Here is a 16134-nt window from a genome sequence, read left to right as displayed (position 1 = left end):
TCTCATGTTACTTTTGGTTTAAAAATATTAATTATTTTCAGTTAAGCTTCTGTTTAAAAACTGAGAGAAATTTATTAGATCTTGTTTATTTTCAAAACTTCCCTGCGCTCTTTTGGCATTTCCACCGCCTTTTCCATTAAACACCTTAATATTTTCCTTAAACAGCTTACCACAACTTATATCAGAGTGACTATCATTCATAAATAGAATTTTATTCTCCTTTAATGAACTTAAGATTAATATGAAATTTTTTGAGCTTAATGCGGCAGCAATTAGTTCTATATCCTCGAAGGATTTATCTTCATATTTTCTTAGTATGACTTTTGAATTCTCTGCTTTAATTATGTTCTTTGCTTCACTTTCAGCTATGATTTTTTTAAGACTCTTCAGTTCCTTTGTAAGTTTTTCAATTTCTAAAGATTGATTTTCAACCCTTTCTAGTAAATTATTTTCATCAGAAGAAAGATGTCTGTTTAAATTGCTTATAATATTTTGCTTATTTTGAAAGTCTTTTAATACTCTAATGCCACAGTTAAGATATATTCTAGTCATTCCCTTATATCTTTCACTCTTTATAATCTTTATAATTCCTATCTCGCCAGTTCTAAGTACATGGGTGCCGCAGCATGGGCAACAATCCATATCCTTTGCCTCAACAACTCTTACATCCTCATCAACATTAATTTGCTTCCTCATAGGGAAATTTTTGCTTTCTTCCTTTGAAACTACATATGTGCATATTTCTCTATTCTTGTAGATATAGGAGTTAACTTCATCTTCAGCAGTTCTAAGCATCTCTTCTGTCATTCCATCTATATCAATATCTATAGTTACATAGTCTTCTCCAAGGTGAAAACCCTTATTATTTCCATTGTAAAGTTTAAATATTGCTCCAGATAAAAGATGTTCCCCACTGTGTTGTTGCATATGGTCAAAGCGTCTATGAAAATCTATTTTGCATAAAACTATTTTATCTTCAACAGCCTTTTCAACCTGATGGTAGATAACATTATCTTCCTCATAAACATGTAGAACCCTAATACCATTAAGTTCACCACGGTCTGAAGGCTGCCCTCCACCCTCAGGGTAAAAAGGTGTTCTATCTAAAACTACTAATATTTTGCCATCCTTATTAATTATATCTTTAACCTCTGCCTCACATTGAGTTAAATAAGGGTCATTATAAAATAATTTTTCTGTCATATCTAATAGCTCCTCTCAAGCATTCTATTATTTTGTTATATTTACTTCTTTACAGTTAACTAATTTAAGCAAGTTTAGTTTTAATTTACCTTTAATCCTTTTCATTCCAAAACAAACAGGAGGCAAACATTCCTATAATGACTACCCCTAAGATGGTTTCAAACATCACAAGTATACGTACTATAGTAGAATTAGGAAGTATATCACCGTAGCCTAGTGTAGTAATAGTTACAGAACTAAAGTACATAAAATTCCATAATGGATATTTAAAATTCCCAGTTGCTACGCTTTTCAAAATTAAAGGACTATCATCTAAGAAAGACATGGAGTTTTCCATAAGCACTGTAAAATAAAAACTTAGAGGATAGAATTTGTAATCTTTTTTCAGAAACTCATCTTCAATTAAGGGATAATCTTTTATCCATACTATTACAGTATCTATTTTATCTAACTTTTTACTATCACCCTTTTTATATACAATATAACTATCATCTCTATTCATACTATTTATTTTGTATAAGGATATTCTAAGCTTATAGGCTGTAATTTTATTATTTATAACTTGCTCTTCTGCACTATCTATTCTCATATGAGTGATTCCCTTACCTTGAAGTAACAGGTAGTAATAATTTGCCCACATTTCTCCAATAGTCTTATCTAAAACAAAAACATTTAATTCATTCTCTTTATCATATACGTCTCCGTAAAGCTTAACTATAGGTCTTTTATATTCTTCACTTTTAATTAAATCATTTATTATTTCATTAAAGTCTTTATTATGTATATTGATTTTTAAGTTTTTTTTAAAGACAGTTATCTTTGTGTGCATATTAATATCATTTTGAAATACAAAATATTCTCCAGAGGACATATTTGCTATCTTCCAGTATAAAAAACCGAATATAATTAATATACTTAAATATAGCATAGCTAGTATTAATAATAAAGTTCTCTTTCTTAAATTATGCAGTGGCTTTAATAATATCATCATGTATCCTCAAATAAATAATTTATACATTAATTTTATTACTTAAAGCTTGAATATATGAAATGAACTTCTATCAATTATGAAAGATCTTTAATCTTTACTCTATAGATCCTCCATTATTCTCTTTGCTAAATAATCTGCATCTAAATTTTCATCCACTTCAATTGATATTATTTGACTTAATCCAGCAACTTCCCCTGTAGTATACAGTATCTCTCCAGAAGTTTCATTTACTTTTCTTACAACAATAGCAATATCACCTTTTACAATTTTAGCTTTCTTTCCATTTTGAACTTCAATAGTGAAGTTATCTGTAAATTCTATTTTCTGACCTATTTTATACTTCATTTTCATCCTCCCTAGTTATATAAATTAATTGGATCATAGTAAATCTTAATACATCCATAAATATTAGCACAATTATTCAATAATGCAATAAGTTTAATTACTGTATTTATATATTTAAATATTATCAGATATATATGAATATTTAAATGTAAAATATCAAATTAATAAATAGTGACTTAGTGTTATTTGATTTTATAATAGTTGAAAATATTACTATTATATATTATTATAGGATTATATTTAAAAGTTAAATCTTAATTAGTTACTATTATTTATTGTAAAATAACTAATAGTAACTAATTAAAATATAAAATGAAAAGTGAGGTAATATATATGGCAGTTGTTCAAATGAGCGATGTGGCTTATGAAGATTTTATTAAGCTTCTAGAAGAAAATAATATAGATTCTAACACTATTCGAATCTATTTAGCAGGTATGGGATGAGGTGGCCCAGCTTTTAATCTTGTTCTGGATGAACAAAAAGATAGTGATGTAGTAGAGAAAATAAAAGATATGAGCTTCTTAGTAGATAAGGATTTAGTAAGTCAATTTGGAAGCTTAACTTTAAAAAGTGGCAGAGAAAATGATCGAGGTGGTTTCTCAATAGAACCAGAAATCCAAGCTGATAGTGACTGTGGCGGTGGCTGCTCAACTTGCCACTAGTTTGCTAAAACTTAGTAATTATTAAATATTTTAAAAGAATCCATAATGAACTGGAAAATACCCCAAGTTCACTATGGGTTCTTTTGTTAATTTTTATATTTATCTAGATAGTTTTTGCAGTTATAATTTATCATTATATCCTTTAGTTCTTTACCTGTATATCCTGCAGTTAGGAGCGACGCTATCATTGAACCTGATGAAGTACCTGCACATCTATGCCACTCATATCCTTTGTCTTCTAAACAGCATACAGCACCGATTAGGCCTATCCCCTTTATACCACCACCTTTAAATACTGCATCAGCCTTCATATACAAATCACCTCATTAAGTACTATTAACTATATTTGATTACTTACTTTATAAGTTATGATTAAATATTAGGATTTAAAACCTTAATAAAAATTATCTTAATGAATAATATTTTTTCAGCAGTGAGAAAATAATTATATTAAAAATACCAATAAAGAAATGGAGGTTAACTATGAAAATAGAAGCTTATTTTACAGGTATAAAAAAAGCAAATGAAGCTGTTAATCAGTTAAAAAACGCAGGTTTTAATAATTCTGTAGCAGATATAAATGATCATTATGTTGAATATAATATTGGAGTAAATCCAGTGCTTCCAGGAAATGAAAACGCACCAAACCTTTCTTCCTTGGTTTTAAATTCTGGACCATATGCAGAGGATCCAACTAAAAGACCTCTAAATGCTGCAAATCCCATGGTAAGTGGTATGGGTGGTTTTGACGAAATTACAGATGTAAATTATAAAGTTATCGTTAACTTAAATGAAGCCGATATTGATAAAGCAAAACAAATTATTAACAAAATTGGTGGTGATTTTAAGGATCCTAATCTAGATTTACCTCATAGACTAGAAGACTTACCTAACATAGACGATACTGATTTACATTTATAATCCATGTTTTATATATTTTGATTATACACGCTAACCTAATCTTCTCTAATAAGAGAGGATTAAGTGTTTTGCACAAATTAATAGTTTAGTATATCCTATATTTCTTTAAAGTTGAATTGATAATTTCATGTATTTAATATTTTTTTATAGTCTAATTTTAAATATATGAAGTTATTAATTTATTTTATTAATAATTTTTAGAGTTTTAGTTGGTTTACTTTTTAATTACTTTACATAATATTTATTATTTATACTAGATATCCTACTTATCAATATACTTTCTTATTTCCGTTACTTCATAATTTTTTACATATTAAAAACCCCTACTCTTTCCATAAGGGTTTTTAAATCTTTAATATATAGTTTTCATTTAAATAGCTTGTCTATTTATAGAGTTACATACTTCAACCAAGTCTTCAATTTTCTCTATTACATAATTCGGTTTATACGTCATAAGTTTATCAATTGGGAGAGCTGTATATTGAACAAGACATGTACTACATCCAGCATTTCTGCCACATAAAATGTCATTATGACTATCTCCTACCATGATTGCTTCTTCTGGTAAAATCCCCAAAAGCTCACAAGCTTTTTCAGCTGGCTCTCCTTGTGGTTTGTGTTTTTCCGTATCCTCAGGTGTAACTATAACATCCATATAATCATATATATTTATTAGTTTAAGTCCTCTATCAGCTAAAATTCTTCTTTTCGAGGTTACTATTGCAAGCTTAATACCTAAAGCTTTTAACGCTTTTAAACCTGACTCTACCCCTTCAAATTTGATAGCAAATTTATCATGATTTGTCTCATTATAATCTCTATAGATACTAACTAACAAGTCTCTATTATCCTTATCAAACTTAGCCATTGTTTCTTCTAATGGCTCACCAAAAGTTGTTACTATTTCTTCCAAAGGTACTTCTTTATTAAGATGTTTTTTTAGTGCATATTGAAAACTATCTATTATAAGCTTATTAGTATTTATAAGTGTACCATCTAAATCAAATAAAATTCCTTTAATCATTTATGTCCTCCTGTATAAAAATTATAATATTAAGTTTCACTTCATAATATCATATCAATGGGTTTATCTCAAGTTTAGTATTAAAAGCTTTGAAGGAGATAAGCTATTTTGACTTATCTCCTTCAAAGCTTTTAATTAAATTGTGATTTAACATATCATCTGAATATCCAAGCTCCCTAGTATACTCTTCTTTCTTTTTCTTTAATTCATCTGTTTCCGGTATAATATTACCTGTTTTTATATTATAGTAGGTATTTGTCCATGAAACATAAAATGCATTTCCATCAGTAAAAGACCCACTTCTAAAAAGTACTTTATTGCTATTAGAATTAAGTAAATCCTTTCCAAACATATAGTCCCTAGGCAAATTAAATAAGTTAGCTAGTGTTGGATAAAGATCCATTTGGCCTCCATAAGTATGATTAACTCCTTTATTCTCATCTTCTGGGAAATGTATGATTAGAGGAACCTTTTGATATTGAAACCATTTTAGATCATCAGGATTATTTACATTTTCAAAGCTATAAAGCTCATTAATATTTTCTTTAGGAATAGCAAAATGATCACCATATATTACTATAAGTGAATTCTTAGTAATGCCCTCTTGATCCAATTTATCCAAAAACATTCCTAGTTGTTCGTCGGTATAATGAATTCCCTTTAGATAATTGCCTAAAATGGAATTTTCATATTGGCCAACATTAAAATCACCATAACCTTGAGAATCGTCATAAGGAAAGTGGCTACTTAGGGTTACTAAAAATGAATAGTAAGGTTCTTTAAATGTCTTTAGCTTTTCAATTGATTGATCTAAAAAGGATTTATCACTAAGCCCTAAGCCAACTTCTTCATTAACATTAAAACTATGTTCACCGTAGAAGTTATCAAAGCTCTCTGATTTATACATTACATTTCTGTTCCAAAAACCTTCGCTGTACCCATGCAGAGCAGCTGTATAATAATCACTATTTTTCAACTGGCTTGCAAGAGAATTATATTGATTACCACTATAAGTATAATAAGCAGCACCAGATGCTGCCGGATATAGTGAGTTATTAGACATAAATTCCGCATCTGAAGTATTTCCACCTGCCACTTGATAGAAATAATTATCAAAATACAAGCTTTTATTTATCCATTTATTCAAATTAGGAGTTATCTCTTTTCCATCTACCTTTTTATTAATAGCGAACTGCTGTAGTGCTTCAACTTGGATAACTATTAAATTTTTCCCTTGAGCTTCTCCCCTTAAATTTGATCCTGTAATTTGATTATTATCATCTAAGTATGATTTAATTTCAGTTACTCTTTCTGATGATAACTTCTTAGAATTTTTAACATTAGTACTGATATAATTATAGGCATCTACAGCATGGAAATTTAGATTGCCTATCATTTTCGTTAAGTATATCCTATTACTCATAGCGCTTAAAAGCGTAGGTTGTTCTTTTGCTATTGCGGCTACAGATTTTGCATCAATAGATATTCCAGTTACAAATATAAGTAAAAAAAACACTATCTTATTTACAGCAGTACTATTATACTTTCTTTTAGCATTTTTGTATCTTTTTAAGAATGGAAATAAAATTATAGTATCTATTACATATATAAAGTCTTTGATATCAATCAAACTAGTTACACTGGAAGATACCCCGCTTAGAAGTTTTATATTTCTCAAAGCAGCTACTGTTGTTACATCTTTAAAATATTTATAATACATTATATCTGATATTAGTACTAGACCTATTATTAAATTTATTGTGTATAAAAAATTCATTCTTGTTTTATGCTCGAAAAGCATAGAAAAACTTGCAAGTATTAAAACAGATGCAAAAACCGGATGGGTGACACCCATATATAGATATTCTGGAGATATTTGTTTTGCATATAGCATTAGTTTAAAAAATATTATCGCTGCAAAAAGTATTATATCTAAATTTCTTATTAGAAAATGAGTTACTCTACTTTGTTTAATCATATCTATACTCATACTTAATCCACCTTTCTAAAATCCATATGAGTATTATTGTATAATTTTAATATTACAATTCTGTGGCAGACCTATTAATAAATTATGAATTAACACTCATCGTTTAAATATTATGACTCTCGTTTTCTTTTGTGACTAAAATTTAATATTTTTTCTAATTGTATGAGAGACACTAATTTATATTATTTACTGCAAAGTAAAATCTAACCCCTTGTTCTGTATTTTCAACTCCATACTTATATCCATGTAAAATTAGAATATTTTTGACAATAGCTAGACCAATTCCTGTTCCACCCATTTTTCTAGTTCTTGACTTATCTATTTTATAAAAATTATCCCATATTTTATTTATTTCTTCACTAGGTATATAAGCTCCGCTATTTTCAACAAAAATAATAACCTCTGTATCTTCCTTTCGTTCTATAGAAACTCTAATAAACCCATTCTCCTCTGTATGTCTAATTGCATTAGTAATAAAATTAGTTATAACTTGCTCTATTCTAGTCCAATCTGCATTAATCCTTATGCTAGGTATTAAATCCAATTGTAGATTAATATTTTTATTCCTCATTAATGTTAAGAATTTCTTTAGAATTGAGTTTATTAATTCATCTATATTAAATTCTTCTTTATGCAATTTAAAATTACCCGATTCTAATTGGGATAAATCAAGCATATCAGCAACTAAATTTGCCATCTTATGACTTTCATCTAATATAACATCTAAATAATACTCACTTTCATCTCCTTGGAATACACCATCTTTTAGTCCCTCTGCATATCCTCCAATAAGACTTATAGGAGTTTTTAGTTCATGAGAAACTGCTGCTACAAATTCCTTTCTCATTTTTTCTAAAAGTCTTTCTTTTTCTATATCATCTTCTAACTTTGCATTTGCTTCCTTTAACGAACTTAGTGCTTCATCTAGGTTCTCTGATAAAAAATTTAAGGTTTTTGCCAGGTTACCAACCTCATCCTCTCTTACAATATCACATTTCCTAGAAAAGTCTAGTTCAGCCATATTGGAAGCAGCTTCATTTAGCATAATAAGAGGCTTTGAAATCATACTTGAATAGAGTGAGGATAGTATTATAATCAAAATAATTGCACCAATATAAAAATATATATAAAACTCTTTTATTACAGAAGATGCTTCATTTATTGGTTGAAGTGATGATATTGCAAATATTATCTCATTCTTATCATTATCTGGAATAGCACTGACAATACTTCTTACTTCATCAGTCCTTTTTTCTGTTATAATTGTTACTTGCCTGTTTTTCTGTATCATTTCCATGAATATATTAGAATTAATTGTCCAATCTCTTATAATCTCATTTATAACTTTTAATCTTGTGGCATTTAATTTTTCGCTATTGAATTTTGTTATAAATTTAAGTTTTCCATTACTATCTAATATAATCACTTTAGCATTATGATTTTCCTCAAAATCTCTAATTAATTCTGTAATTTTCTGATTATCCTCTACTTTATTATAAGATATTTTAAACTCTTGAATTCCCTTTTGAATGTCATTTTTCTTTTTGCTCATATAAAACTTTTCAAAAAAAAGAGATTGAATTATGAGATTACTGCTTATGAATATAATGAATACTAAAGCTGTAACAATAAAGAGTTTTAATGTTATACTTTTTTTTATTTTTTTAGAAAAATCCTTATGTAAATTTAGGTTATGAATACTCATTTTTTTACCTCAAACTTATAACCCATTCCTCTAACGGTAGCTATTAAGTATGACTTTTCTCCCAGCTTTTCTCTTAACCTTTTAATATGTGTGTCTACTGTTCTCAAGTCACCATAATAATCCAATCCCCATACAGCATCTAATATCTTTTCTCTGCTTAACACTATATCCTTATTCTTAATAAAATAGCACAATAATTCAAATTCTTTTGGTGATAAATATATTTCTTTATCATTTATCTTAGCTTCATGGTATTGCTCGTTAATATAGACACCATCATAAGCCTTTTCGTCACTATTTTCCCACTCTTCTGGATAGGCTCTCTTAAGCAAAGCTTTTATTCTAGCAACTAAAATTTTAGTACTAAATGGTTTAGTAACATAGCTATCTGTACCCAACTTAAAACCTAGTAACTGATCATCATCCTCTGACTTTGCTGTAAGCATAATTACAGGTACATTTGAAATTTTTCTAATTTCTCGGCAAGTAATCCATCCATCCATAATAGGCATCATTATATCTAACACCACAAGATCTACTGAATTTTCATTAAATTTTCTAAGTGCTTCTTGACCATTCTCAGCTTGTAGAACATTTAAGCCTTCTTTTTTTAGATATGCCTCTATAAGAAACCTAATTCTTTCTTCATCATCTACTATCAATACCGTTTTACTCATATAATTCTCCTAATTCTCTATTTTACCCAGAATTATAACATAAAGTTTATTCTTTTTCTAATGATACTTCCATGCTGTGACAGTTCTGTGTCAAAGTTATTAACAGACTGTAAATGAGATAATTTGTTTTTACCTCATTTACAGTCTATAGAAAATATACTCCGATACAGTATTTACTGAATACATAAAATTTTCTCAGAATGGCATAATTTTATGCAGTTTAAAATATATTTATACAAAATAATATTATCTAAGTTAAAAGCAATAATTATGAAAGGTGGTATTATGGATTTAAAAAATATTATCAATGATATTAATGATGTTAACAGAAGAATAGAATATGAATACAATAAATGGAACGAAACAGATGATTTATATCTTATTGAGGAATGTATTTGGACAATAAAAAGCTTAGAGATACGTCGCAGCAATTTGTACAAGAAGGCAAAAAAATCTAGAATTTCTTATGAAAAAGTAGTGTAACTTAATTATAAATCATAAGAGCACTATAAATTTAAAATCAAAGGATCTAATACCGAATACATACTTTTATGTGGAGAATTTACTGGAAGATCCTTAAATGCATTACTTGTTTTTATTCAACCTAATTTAACCAAAGCTGGTGACTCTATTCACTACGCTTCAAAATCACCCTACTATTGGGTTACTTCATAAAAAACAAGCGAAAATTCTAACTATTTTAACTCCTATGTTTTTTAACAACAAAAAAAATTAAGGGGCTTAGTACTAATATACCAAGTCCCTTAATTTTTACTTTAATAACCTAACTTTTCCATGTATAAAGTCAATTCTTTTATACTTTGCTCTAATTCCTTATCAACTATATTTGACTCATCTATATGATGTAATAAGTTACTATTGGTATTCTTCAAAATTTCATCTATTTTTTTTATTTTATCTAAAACTTGTCCTACATTTCCCTTCTGTATCGAGAATATATCTATTACTTTTTTTACTCCACCTTCAACCTCAGAGAAACAAGTCAATGTATCTTCGATTTTTTCTACAGCTCCTTTAGAAGCATCTATTCCTTCAGAAATTACTTTAGTACTTTTTTCTGCATTATTTAATACACTTTTTGTTTCTAAGTTAATACTGTGAATTAAGTCAGTAATATTTTTTGTGCTCTGTCCTGTAACTTCTGCTAGCTTTCGTACCTCATCTGCTACTACCGCAAAACCCTTACCACTTTCTCCAGCTCTAGCTGCCTCAATAGCTGCATTTAATGCAAGTAAATTGGTTTGATTTGCTATACCACTAATTAATTGAGCTATCTCATTTATCTTATTAAACTTTTCAGCAAGTCTATTAATACTACTATAAGTTCCTTTAATTTCTTGTTCTAAAAGCTTAATAATATCCATCATAGCTTCAACAGATTGTTTACCTTCAACAGATTTTCCAACAGTATTTTCTGTAATTTTTAACAGACTTTTACCTTCACTATATAAAGTATTAGTAGTATCATCTGTGCTTGTTGTTAATTCAGCTATAGCCTTCATTTGCCCTGCAATATCACTTGCTAAATCTCCTAGAACATCATGTTCTCTATTTACAGAATTATGCTGTTTAATTATACTCTCTATTTTTTTATTCATTCTTTTTAGGAATTCTAAAGTTTGCTCATTTATGCTACTATTAATAATTTCCTTTTCCTTTATTTCACTAACGACTGTATTTTCAATATTCTCGTTATTTTTTTTACTCTTAAAAATATTTATCACTATCTATCGTTCCTTTCCATCCCCAATTATTTTCTCCCCTTGCATCCTAATACATTTTATTATAAATTATATGAAGATATCATTCAATATTTTTTATTTCCTTATTTCTCTACCGGCTTAAATCATAATCCCTAGCATATAAACAACCTCGACATTATAATTATGATTATTTAATAAAGTTAATACATCTTTAAACAAAATGAAGTAAAAACTTGAATCAGGTGGAGTTTCAAACTCCACCTGATTCTTAGCTGAACGAATCCAGGGACGTAGCCGCTCGTGACGTACACTTTGAAGAAGATGAGAGTATTAGAGCGGCTAGTCATCGGATAAAACTTAAATTAGTTTTATTTTTAGCTAATTTAAGTTTTATTTCCTATCTAGTTATCTACACATTATCGTTATTCTTATCTATATTTGTTTGATTAAATTCAAAAACATTTATATACAGTTGCTTTATTTCACTTATTAGTGGATATCTAGGATTAGCTCCTGTGCATTGGTCATCAAAGGCATCTTCACACATTTCATCAAGAGTTCTATAGAAACTATCTTTAGAAACCCCAGCTTCACTAATAGTTTTAGGCATATTAACTTTATTCTTCAATCCATCTATTGCTTTAATTAAAAGTTCAATCTTCTCTTCTTCAGTATTGCCACCTAATTTTAAATAATCAGCAATTTGTGAATACCTCCATCTAGCATTTGGATATTTATATTGAGGAAAAGCAGCTTGTTTTCTTGGATTTTCTGTAGCGTTAAATTTTATTACCTCATTAATCAATATTCCATTAGCTACTCCATGTGGCACATGATGTATTGAACCAAGCTTATGAGCCATTGAATGACATATTCCTAAAAATGCATTTGCAAAAGCCATTCCTGCCATAGTAGCTGCATTTGCCATTTTTTCTCTAGCCTTTATATTATTATGTCCGTCATTATATGCTTGTGGAAGATATTTAAAAATTAGCCTAATAGCTTCTAGTGCTAACCCATTTGAGTATTCTGAAGCGAGAATAGATACATATGCCTCTATAGCATGAGTTAAAGCATCTATTCCTGATGCAGCGGTTAAGCCTTTTGGCATGTTAAGCATCAACTCAGCATCAATTATAGCCATATTAGGAGTTAACTCATAATCAGCTAGAGGGTATTTAATACCTACTTTTTCGTCTGTAATAACAGCAAATGGTGTAACTTCTGATCCTGTTCCTGCTGAAGTTGGAACAGAAATCATCATTGCTTTCTGACCCATCTTAGGGAATGTGTAAACCCTCTTTCTAATGTCCATAAATCTCATGGCAAGATCTTCAAACCTCACATCTGGATGTTCATATAATACCCACATTATTTTTGCAGCATCCATAGGTGAGCCTCCGCCTACTGCAATTATTACATCAGGTTTAAAGCTTTCCATCTCATATGCACCTTTTCTTGCTGTGGCAAGAGTTGGATCTGGTTCAACATCAAAGAAGACTTTAAAATCCACACCAATTTCTCTAAGAACTTTTATAACATTATTAACATATCCTAATTCATAAAGTACTTTATCAGTAACAATAAATGCTCTTTTTTTCTTCATCTCCTTTAACTCTTGCAGTGCAACTCCAAGGCAGCCAAATTTAAAGTAAATTTTTTCTGGAACTCTAAACCAAAGCATATTTTCTCTCCTCTCAGCCACCCTTTTAATGTTTAATAGATGTTTGGGTCCAACATTTTCTGATACGGAATTTCCTCCCCATGAACCGCAACCTAATGTTAAAGATGGTGCAAGTTTAAAATTATATATATCACCTATGGCTCCTTGAGCTGAAGGCATATTTACTATTGTTCTTCCAGTTTTCATTAAATTACCAAATTTAATTACTCTATCCTTTGATTTTAGTGTATTTGTATATAGTACTGATGTGTGTCCAAAACCACCTAGTTCTACTAGTCTGCCAGCCTTTGTAAGGGCTTCATCAAAAGAACTGGCTCTATACATCGCAAGTACTGGAGAAAGCTTTTCATGTGAAAGTGGTTCTTCTAGCTCAACAGATTCAGCCTCCCCTATTATGGCTTTAGTTGTTTCAGGTACATTAATTCCAGCCATTTTAGCAATCTTATAAGCTGATTGCCCTACTATGTTAGCATTTAAGGCACCATTAATTAATATTACTTTTCTAATCTTATCTACTTCATCACCTTTTAGTATGTAAGCTCCTCTTTCCTCAAATTCCTTCTTAACTTCATCATATATCTCATTCATGACTACTATAGATTGCTCAGAAGCACAAATAACTCCATTATCAAAACTTTTTGATAAAAGTATAGAACTTACTGCCATCTTTATATGCGCTGTTTCATCAATAATAGCAGGTGTATTACCAGCACCAACACCTATAGCTGGCTTACCAGAAGAATATGCTGCTCTCACCATTCCTGGTCCACCAGTTGCTAAGATTAAATCGGATTCTTTCATTACAAGTTGGGAAAGTTCTACAGAAGGCTCATCTATCCAGCCTATTATTCCCTCTGGGGCACCTGCTTTCACTGCTGCTTCCAATATTATTTTTGCAGCAGCTATAGTTGAATTTTTCGCTCTAGGATGTGGAGAAAATATAATACCATTCCTAGTCTTTAAGGCGATTAAAGCTTTAAAAATCGCTGTAGATGTTGGATTGGTGGTTGGAACAATAGCTGATATAACACCTATTGGTTCAGCAATTTTAGTTATTCCAAAGGACTCATCATTTTCTAAAATTCCACAAGTTTTTTCATCCTTATACTTATTATAAATATATTCTGCTGCAAAATGATTCTTAATTACTTTATCTTCCACAATTCCCATGCCAGTTTCCTCTACCGCCATTTTAGCTAGAATAATTCTTGCATTATTTGCAGCCATAGCTGAATGCCTAAATATTTCATCCACCTGTTCTTGACTATACGTTGAAAATATTCTTTGTGCTTCTCGTACTTCTTCAATTTTCTTCTGTAATTCCTCACTATTAGTTACTCTCATAGATTTATACTCCTTTCTTAAGCAAAAACTATATATAACAGTAAGTTATTCTATAAGTAATATGTTCTAGTACTTACATCTAGTTTAAGTATTACTTTATTGTTATATTTGTTTTTATCTAAAATATAGTATCTCTCAACTCATAATTTTTAGTATAAATACTTAAATATTTTTTTAGTTTATGTATAAGCAAAATTTTAATCATTTATAGAATAGTGTATTTGATATCTCTTTTAGTGTTATTTTCTATAATATTATATTATATTTTTTACTTGACAATACCATTCTGCTTATGGTATTATTAACCTATAAATTAAATAAATTGATGTTAAGAGGGAGTAATTTGAATTATGAAGTCAACACTTCGATTTAGTTTTTCTAAATCTGGCTTTGTAAACCTGAAAATGGTAATAAGACTTTTAACATAATCCTTTAATAATTAGGGATTATGTTGGAAGTCTTTTATTTTTCCTCCCCTATCAATTACAATTTAGGAGGTAAATTTATGTCTACAAAAAAATCTTTATTACACTTAGGCTTTTGGGTCGGTTTAGCATTAATCTTTAATATTGGAATTTACTTTTTTATGGGACAAGAGAAAGCAATGGCCTTCCTTGGAGGATATGTCATTGAACAAAGTTTAAGTCTAGATAACTTATTCTTATTCTTGCTTATTTTCGAAAGCTTTTCTTTAAAGCCAGAGTATCAAAAAAGGGTGCTTACTTACGGAATAGTTGGAGCAATTATTTTAAGATTTATATTTGTAGTCCTAGGGATTTCAATTGTTAATAAGTTTCATTGGATGCTATATATATTCGGTTTATTGTTATTAGTAAGTGGATTCAAAATGCTCTTTAAGAATGAAAGTGAATCTGATGTTAAAAATAGTAAAATATTGAAAGTCCTAAATAAAATAATACCTGTTTCTGAGGAACTTGATGGAGAAAAATTCTTCACAAGAAAAAATGGTATTCTTTATGCTACACCATTACTTGCAATATTAATATTAGTAGAAGGCTCTGATATAATATTTGCTATAGATTCAATCCCAGCTATATTTTCTATAACAACAGATCCTTTTATTGTATATACATCCAACGTATTTGCTATATTAGGTCTTAGAAATCTATACTTTTTACTTGAAAAACTTCACAATAACTTTGCATATGTGAAGTACGGCGTAGCTTGTATATTAATCTTTACTGGTATAAAGCTTTCAATTGCATTCTTCCATGTAGAAATTTCTGTACTAGTATCTTTGGTTACAATCTTTACAATATTATTAGTCAGCATTTTAGCTTCCATATTTAAAAGCAAAAAAGATAAAAAACTATATTCTCTAGATACTAAATAAAAACTTATAAAATAATAGAAAGCTCCAGATGAATTTTTTTCTTCTGAAGCTTTTAATAATAACGCAGGTTGATTATCGGATAAATATACAAAAACTAACTATACTATTATAATGAGAACTAAAATTAAAAGGAGCATAATAAATGGCTAGAAGAGCAAAAGTAATTTCAACTAAAGAAATAGAAATTCCGAAATATCCAAATCAATTAAAACAGGCCGGTATAGCTGCATTAATTTTTTTTATAGGTGGTCTCATCTATCCATTTTTTTTCGCAATATCAGCAGCATTTTTAGTCATCGCAATTGGAGTTATTGCTTATAATCCCAAATTTAAAGCTATATACTATTGTAGACGTGCAATTTTAAAATATAATTCTCAAAAGTATAATGAATGCCTTGAATTGTGTAAAAAAGCTTTAAAATATGATAGCAGCCTAACTTCAGCTCATAATCTGATGAGTTTAAGCATAAAGAAAAGAAATAAAAAATTATAGAAGTTATTATAAAAAA

General features: G+C 29.1%; 16 protein-coding genes. 6 read left to right on the top strand and 10 right to left on the bottom strand.

The annotated features are described in order from the left end of the window. Window positions 1-27: 27 nt before the first annotated feature. From CLMAG_RS13720 to CLMAG_RS13710, 3 genes are all read right to left on the bottom strand, one after another. Window positions 28-1203: an alanyl-tRNA editing protein gene (locus CLMAG_RS13720; RefSeq protein ID WP_066623265.1), complete on the bottom strand. Its 1176-nt coding sequence runs from the start codon at window positions 1201-1203 to the stop codon at window positions 28-30. Window positions 1204-1294: 91 nt separating this feature from the next. After that, window positions 1295-2191 (bottom strand): potassium channel family protein, encoded by an 897-nt coding sequence (locus CLMAG_RS13715; protein WP_066623250.1) that lies wholly within the window; start codon window positions 2189-2191, stop codon window positions 1295-1297. Window positions 2192-2293: 102 nt separating this feature from the next. Next, on the bottom strand, window positions 2294-2539 hold the full coding sequence (locus CLMAG_RS13710; RefSeq protein WP_066623246.1) for a hypothetical protein: 246 nt from the start codon (window positions 2537-2539) through the stop codon (window positions 2294-2296). A 333-nt stretch (window positions 2540-2872) separates the two neighbouring features. On the opposite strand from CLMAG_RS13710, the gene CLMAG_RS35185 reads away from it, so the two are divergent. Then, window positions 2873-2983, top strand: a complete 111-nt coding sequence (locus CLMAG_RS35185; RefSeq protein WP_479723207.1) for an iron-sulfur cluster assembly accessory protein — start codon at window positions 2873-2875, stop codon at window positions 2981-2983. Window positions 2984-3052: 69 nt separating this feature from the next. Next, the gene (locus CLMAG_RS33735; RefSeq protein ID WP_242873036.1) at window positions 3053-3202 is read left to right on the top strand and encodes an iron-sulfur cluster assembly accessory protein; all 150 of its coding nucleotides are present in this window, start codon (window positions 3053-3055) and stop codon (window positions 3200-3202) included. Window positions 3203-3288: 86 nt separating this feature from the next. Here CLMAG_RS33735 and CLMAG_RS13700 read toward each other — a convergent pair whose 3' ends face one another. After that, window positions 3289-3513, bottom strand: a complete 225-nt coding sequence (locus CLMAG_RS13700) for a patatin-like phospholipase family protein (RefSeq protein ID WP_066623243.1) — start codon at window positions 3511-3513, stop codon at window positions 3289-3291. A 172-nt stretch (window positions 3514-3685) separates the two neighbouring features. Here CLMAG_RS13700 and CLMAG_RS13695 point away from each other — a divergent pair, with 172 nt between their 5' ends. Beyond that, window positions 3686-4123 (top strand): hypothetical protein, encoded by a 438-nt coding sequence (locus tag CLMAG_RS13695; protein ID WP_066623234.1) that lies wholly within the window; start codon window positions 3686-3688, stop codon window positions 4121-4123. 370 nt (window positions 4124-4493) lie between these two features. On the opposite strand, the gene ppaX is transcribed toward CLMAG_RS13695, so the two are convergent. The 4 genes from ppaX to CLMAG_RS13675 all read right to left on the bottom strand — a co-directional run bounded on the left by ppaX (window position 4494) and on the right by CLMAG_RS13675 (window position 9519). After that, on the bottom strand, window positions 4494-5147 hold the full coding sequence (gene ppaX / locus CLMAG_RS13690) for a pyrophosphatase PpaX (RefSeq protein WP_066623232.1): 654 nt from the start codon (window positions 5145-5147) through the stop codon (window positions 4494-4496). Window positions 5148-5250: 103 nt separating this feature from the next. Beyond that, window positions 5251-7137: an LTA synthase family protein gene (locus CLMAG_RS13685; protein ID WP_066623227.1), complete on the bottom strand. Its 1887-nt coding sequence runs from the start codon at window positions 7135-7137 to the stop codon at window positions 5251-5253. Between the two features lie 172 nt (window positions 7138-7309). Beyond that, window positions 7310-8842, bottom strand: coding sequence for a sensor histidine kinase (locus CLMAG_RS13680; RefSeq protein ID WP_066623224.1), 1533 nt, complete (start codon window positions 8840-8842; stop codon window positions 7310-7312). Then, window positions 8839-9519: a response regulator transcription factor gene (locus tag CLMAG_RS13675; RefSeq protein ID WP_066623221.1), complete on the bottom strand. Its 681-nt coding sequence runs from the start codon at window positions 9517-9519 to the stop codon at window positions 8839-8841. Before CLMAG_RS13675 ends, CLMAG_RS13680 begins: the two co-directional genes overlap by 4 nt. Before the next feature lie 285 nt (window positions 9520-9804). On the opposite strand from CLMAG_RS13675, the gene CLMAG_RS13670 reads away from it, so the two are divergent. Continuing rightward, window positions 9805-10002: a hypothetical protein gene (locus tag CLMAG_RS13670; protein ID WP_139264208.1), complete on the top strand. Its 198-nt coding sequence runs from the start codon at window positions 9805-9807 to the stop codon at window positions 10000-10002. Between the two features lie 293 nt (window positions 10003-10295). Here the strand turns inward: CLMAG_RS13670 and CLMAG_RS34970 are convergent, their stop codons facing one another. Further along, window positions 10296-10904, bottom strand: a complete 609-nt coding sequence (locus CLMAG_RS34970; RefSeq protein WP_423231079.1) for a methyl-accepting chemotaxis protein — start codon at window positions 10902-10904, stop codon at window positions 10296-10298. Between the two features lie 748 nt (window positions 10905-11652). Then, window positions 11653-14271 (bottom strand): bifunctional acetaldehyde-CoA/alcohol dehydrogenase, encoded by a 2619-nt coding sequence (gene adhE / locus CLMAG_RS13660; protein ID WP_066623217.1) that lies wholly within the window; start codon window positions 14269-14271, stop codon window positions 11653-11655. Window positions 14272-14776: 505 nt separating this feature from the next. Here adhE and CLMAG_RS13655 point away from each other — a divergent pair. Both CLMAG_RS13655 and CLMAG_RS13650 read left to right on the top strand, forming a co-directional pair. Next, a complete protein-coding gene (locus tag CLMAG_RS13655) occupies window positions 14777-15625 on the top strand; it encodes a TerC/Alx family metal homeostasis membrane protein (RefSeq protein WP_073393236.1) in 849 nt (282 codons plus the stop codon). 142 nt (window positions 15626-15767) lie between these two features. After that, window positions 15768-16118 carry a hypothetical protein gene (locus CLMAG_RS13650; RefSeq protein WP_066623213.1) on the top strand — a complete coding sequence of 117 codons (351 nt, stop codon included), beginning with the start codon at window positions 15768-15770 and terminating at the stop codon, window positions 16116-16118. Window positions 16119-16134 lie beyond the last annotated feature (16 nt).

The sequence above is a fragment of the Clostridium magnum DSM 2767 genome (assembly GCF_001623875.1).
GTDB classification, from domain to species: domain Bacteria; phylum Bacillota; class Clostridia; order Clostridiales; family Clostridiaceae; genus Clostridium_AM; species Clostridium_AM magnum.
Note: the sequence above shows the minus strand (reverse complement) of the source record. Positions and strands in the feature narration are given on the sequence as shown.

Excerpts from the sequence above, each read along its gene's own strand:
- CLMAG_RS13720 (WP_066623265.1), bottom strand. The coding sequence starts at position 1,203 with ATGACAGAAAAATTATTTTATAATGACCCTTATTTAACTCAATGTGAG.
- CLMAG_RS13715 (WP_066623250.1), bottom strand. The coding sequence starts at position 2,191 with ATGATATTATTAAAGCCACTGCATAATTTAAGAAAGAGAACTTTATTA.
- CLMAG_RS13710 (WP_066623246.1), bottom strand. The coding sequence starts at position 2,539 with ATGAAGTATAAAATAGGTCAGAAAATAGAATTTACAGATAACTTCACT.
- CLMAG_RS35185 (WP_479723207.1), top strand. The coding sequence starts at position 2,873 with ATGGCAGTTGTTCAAATGAGCGATGTGGCTTATGAAGATTTTATTAAG.
- CLMAG_RS33735 (WP_242873036.1), top strand. The coding sequence starts at position 3,053 with ATGAGCTTCTTAGTAGATAAGGATTTAGTAAGTCAATTTGGAAGCTTA.
- CLMAG_RS13700 (WP_066623243.1), bottom strand. The coding sequence starts at position 3,513 with ATGAAGGCTGATGCAGTATTTAAAGGTGGTGGTATAAAGGGGATAGGC.
- CLMAG_RS13695 (WP_066623234.1), top strand. The coding sequence starts at position 3,686 with ATGAAAATAGAAGCTTATTTTACAGGTATAAAAAAAGCAAATGAAGCT.
- ppaX (WP_066623232.1), bottom strand. The coding sequence starts at position 5,147 with ATGATTAAAGGAATTTTATTTGATTTAGATGGTACACTTATAAATACT.
- CLMAG_RS13685 (WP_066623227.1), bottom strand. The coding sequence starts at position 7,137 with ATGAGTATAGATATGATTAAACAAAGTAGAGTAACTCATTTTCTAATA.
- CLMAG_RS13680 (WP_066623224.1), bottom strand. The coding sequence starts at position 8,842 with ATGAGTATTCATAACCTAAATTTACATAAGGATTTTTCTAAAAAAATA.
- CLMAG_RS13675 (WP_066623221.1), bottom strand. The coding sequence starts at position 9,519 with ATGAGTAAAACGGTATTGATAGTAGATGATGAAGAAAGAATTAGGTTT.
- CLMAG_RS13670 (WP_139264208.1), top strand. The coding sequence starts at position 9,805 with ATGGATTTAAAAAATATTATCAATGATATTAATGATGTTAACAGAAGA.
- CLMAG_RS34970 (WP_423231079.1), bottom strand. The coding sequence starts at position 10,904 with ATGGATATTATTAAGCTTTTAGAACAAGAAATTAAAGGAACTTATAGT.
- adhE (WP_066623217.1), bottom strand. The coding sequence starts at position 14,271 with ATGAGAGTAACTAATAGTGAGGAATTACAGAAGAAAATTGAAGAAGTA.
- CLMAG_RS13655 (WP_073393236.1), top strand. The coding sequence starts at position 14,777 with ATGTCTACAAAAAAATCTTTATTACACTTAGGCTTTTGGGTCGGTTTA.
- CLMAG_RS13650 (WP_066623213.1), top strand. The coding sequence starts at position 15,768 with ATGGCTAGAAGAGCAAAAGTAATTTCAACTAAAGAAATAGAAATTCCG.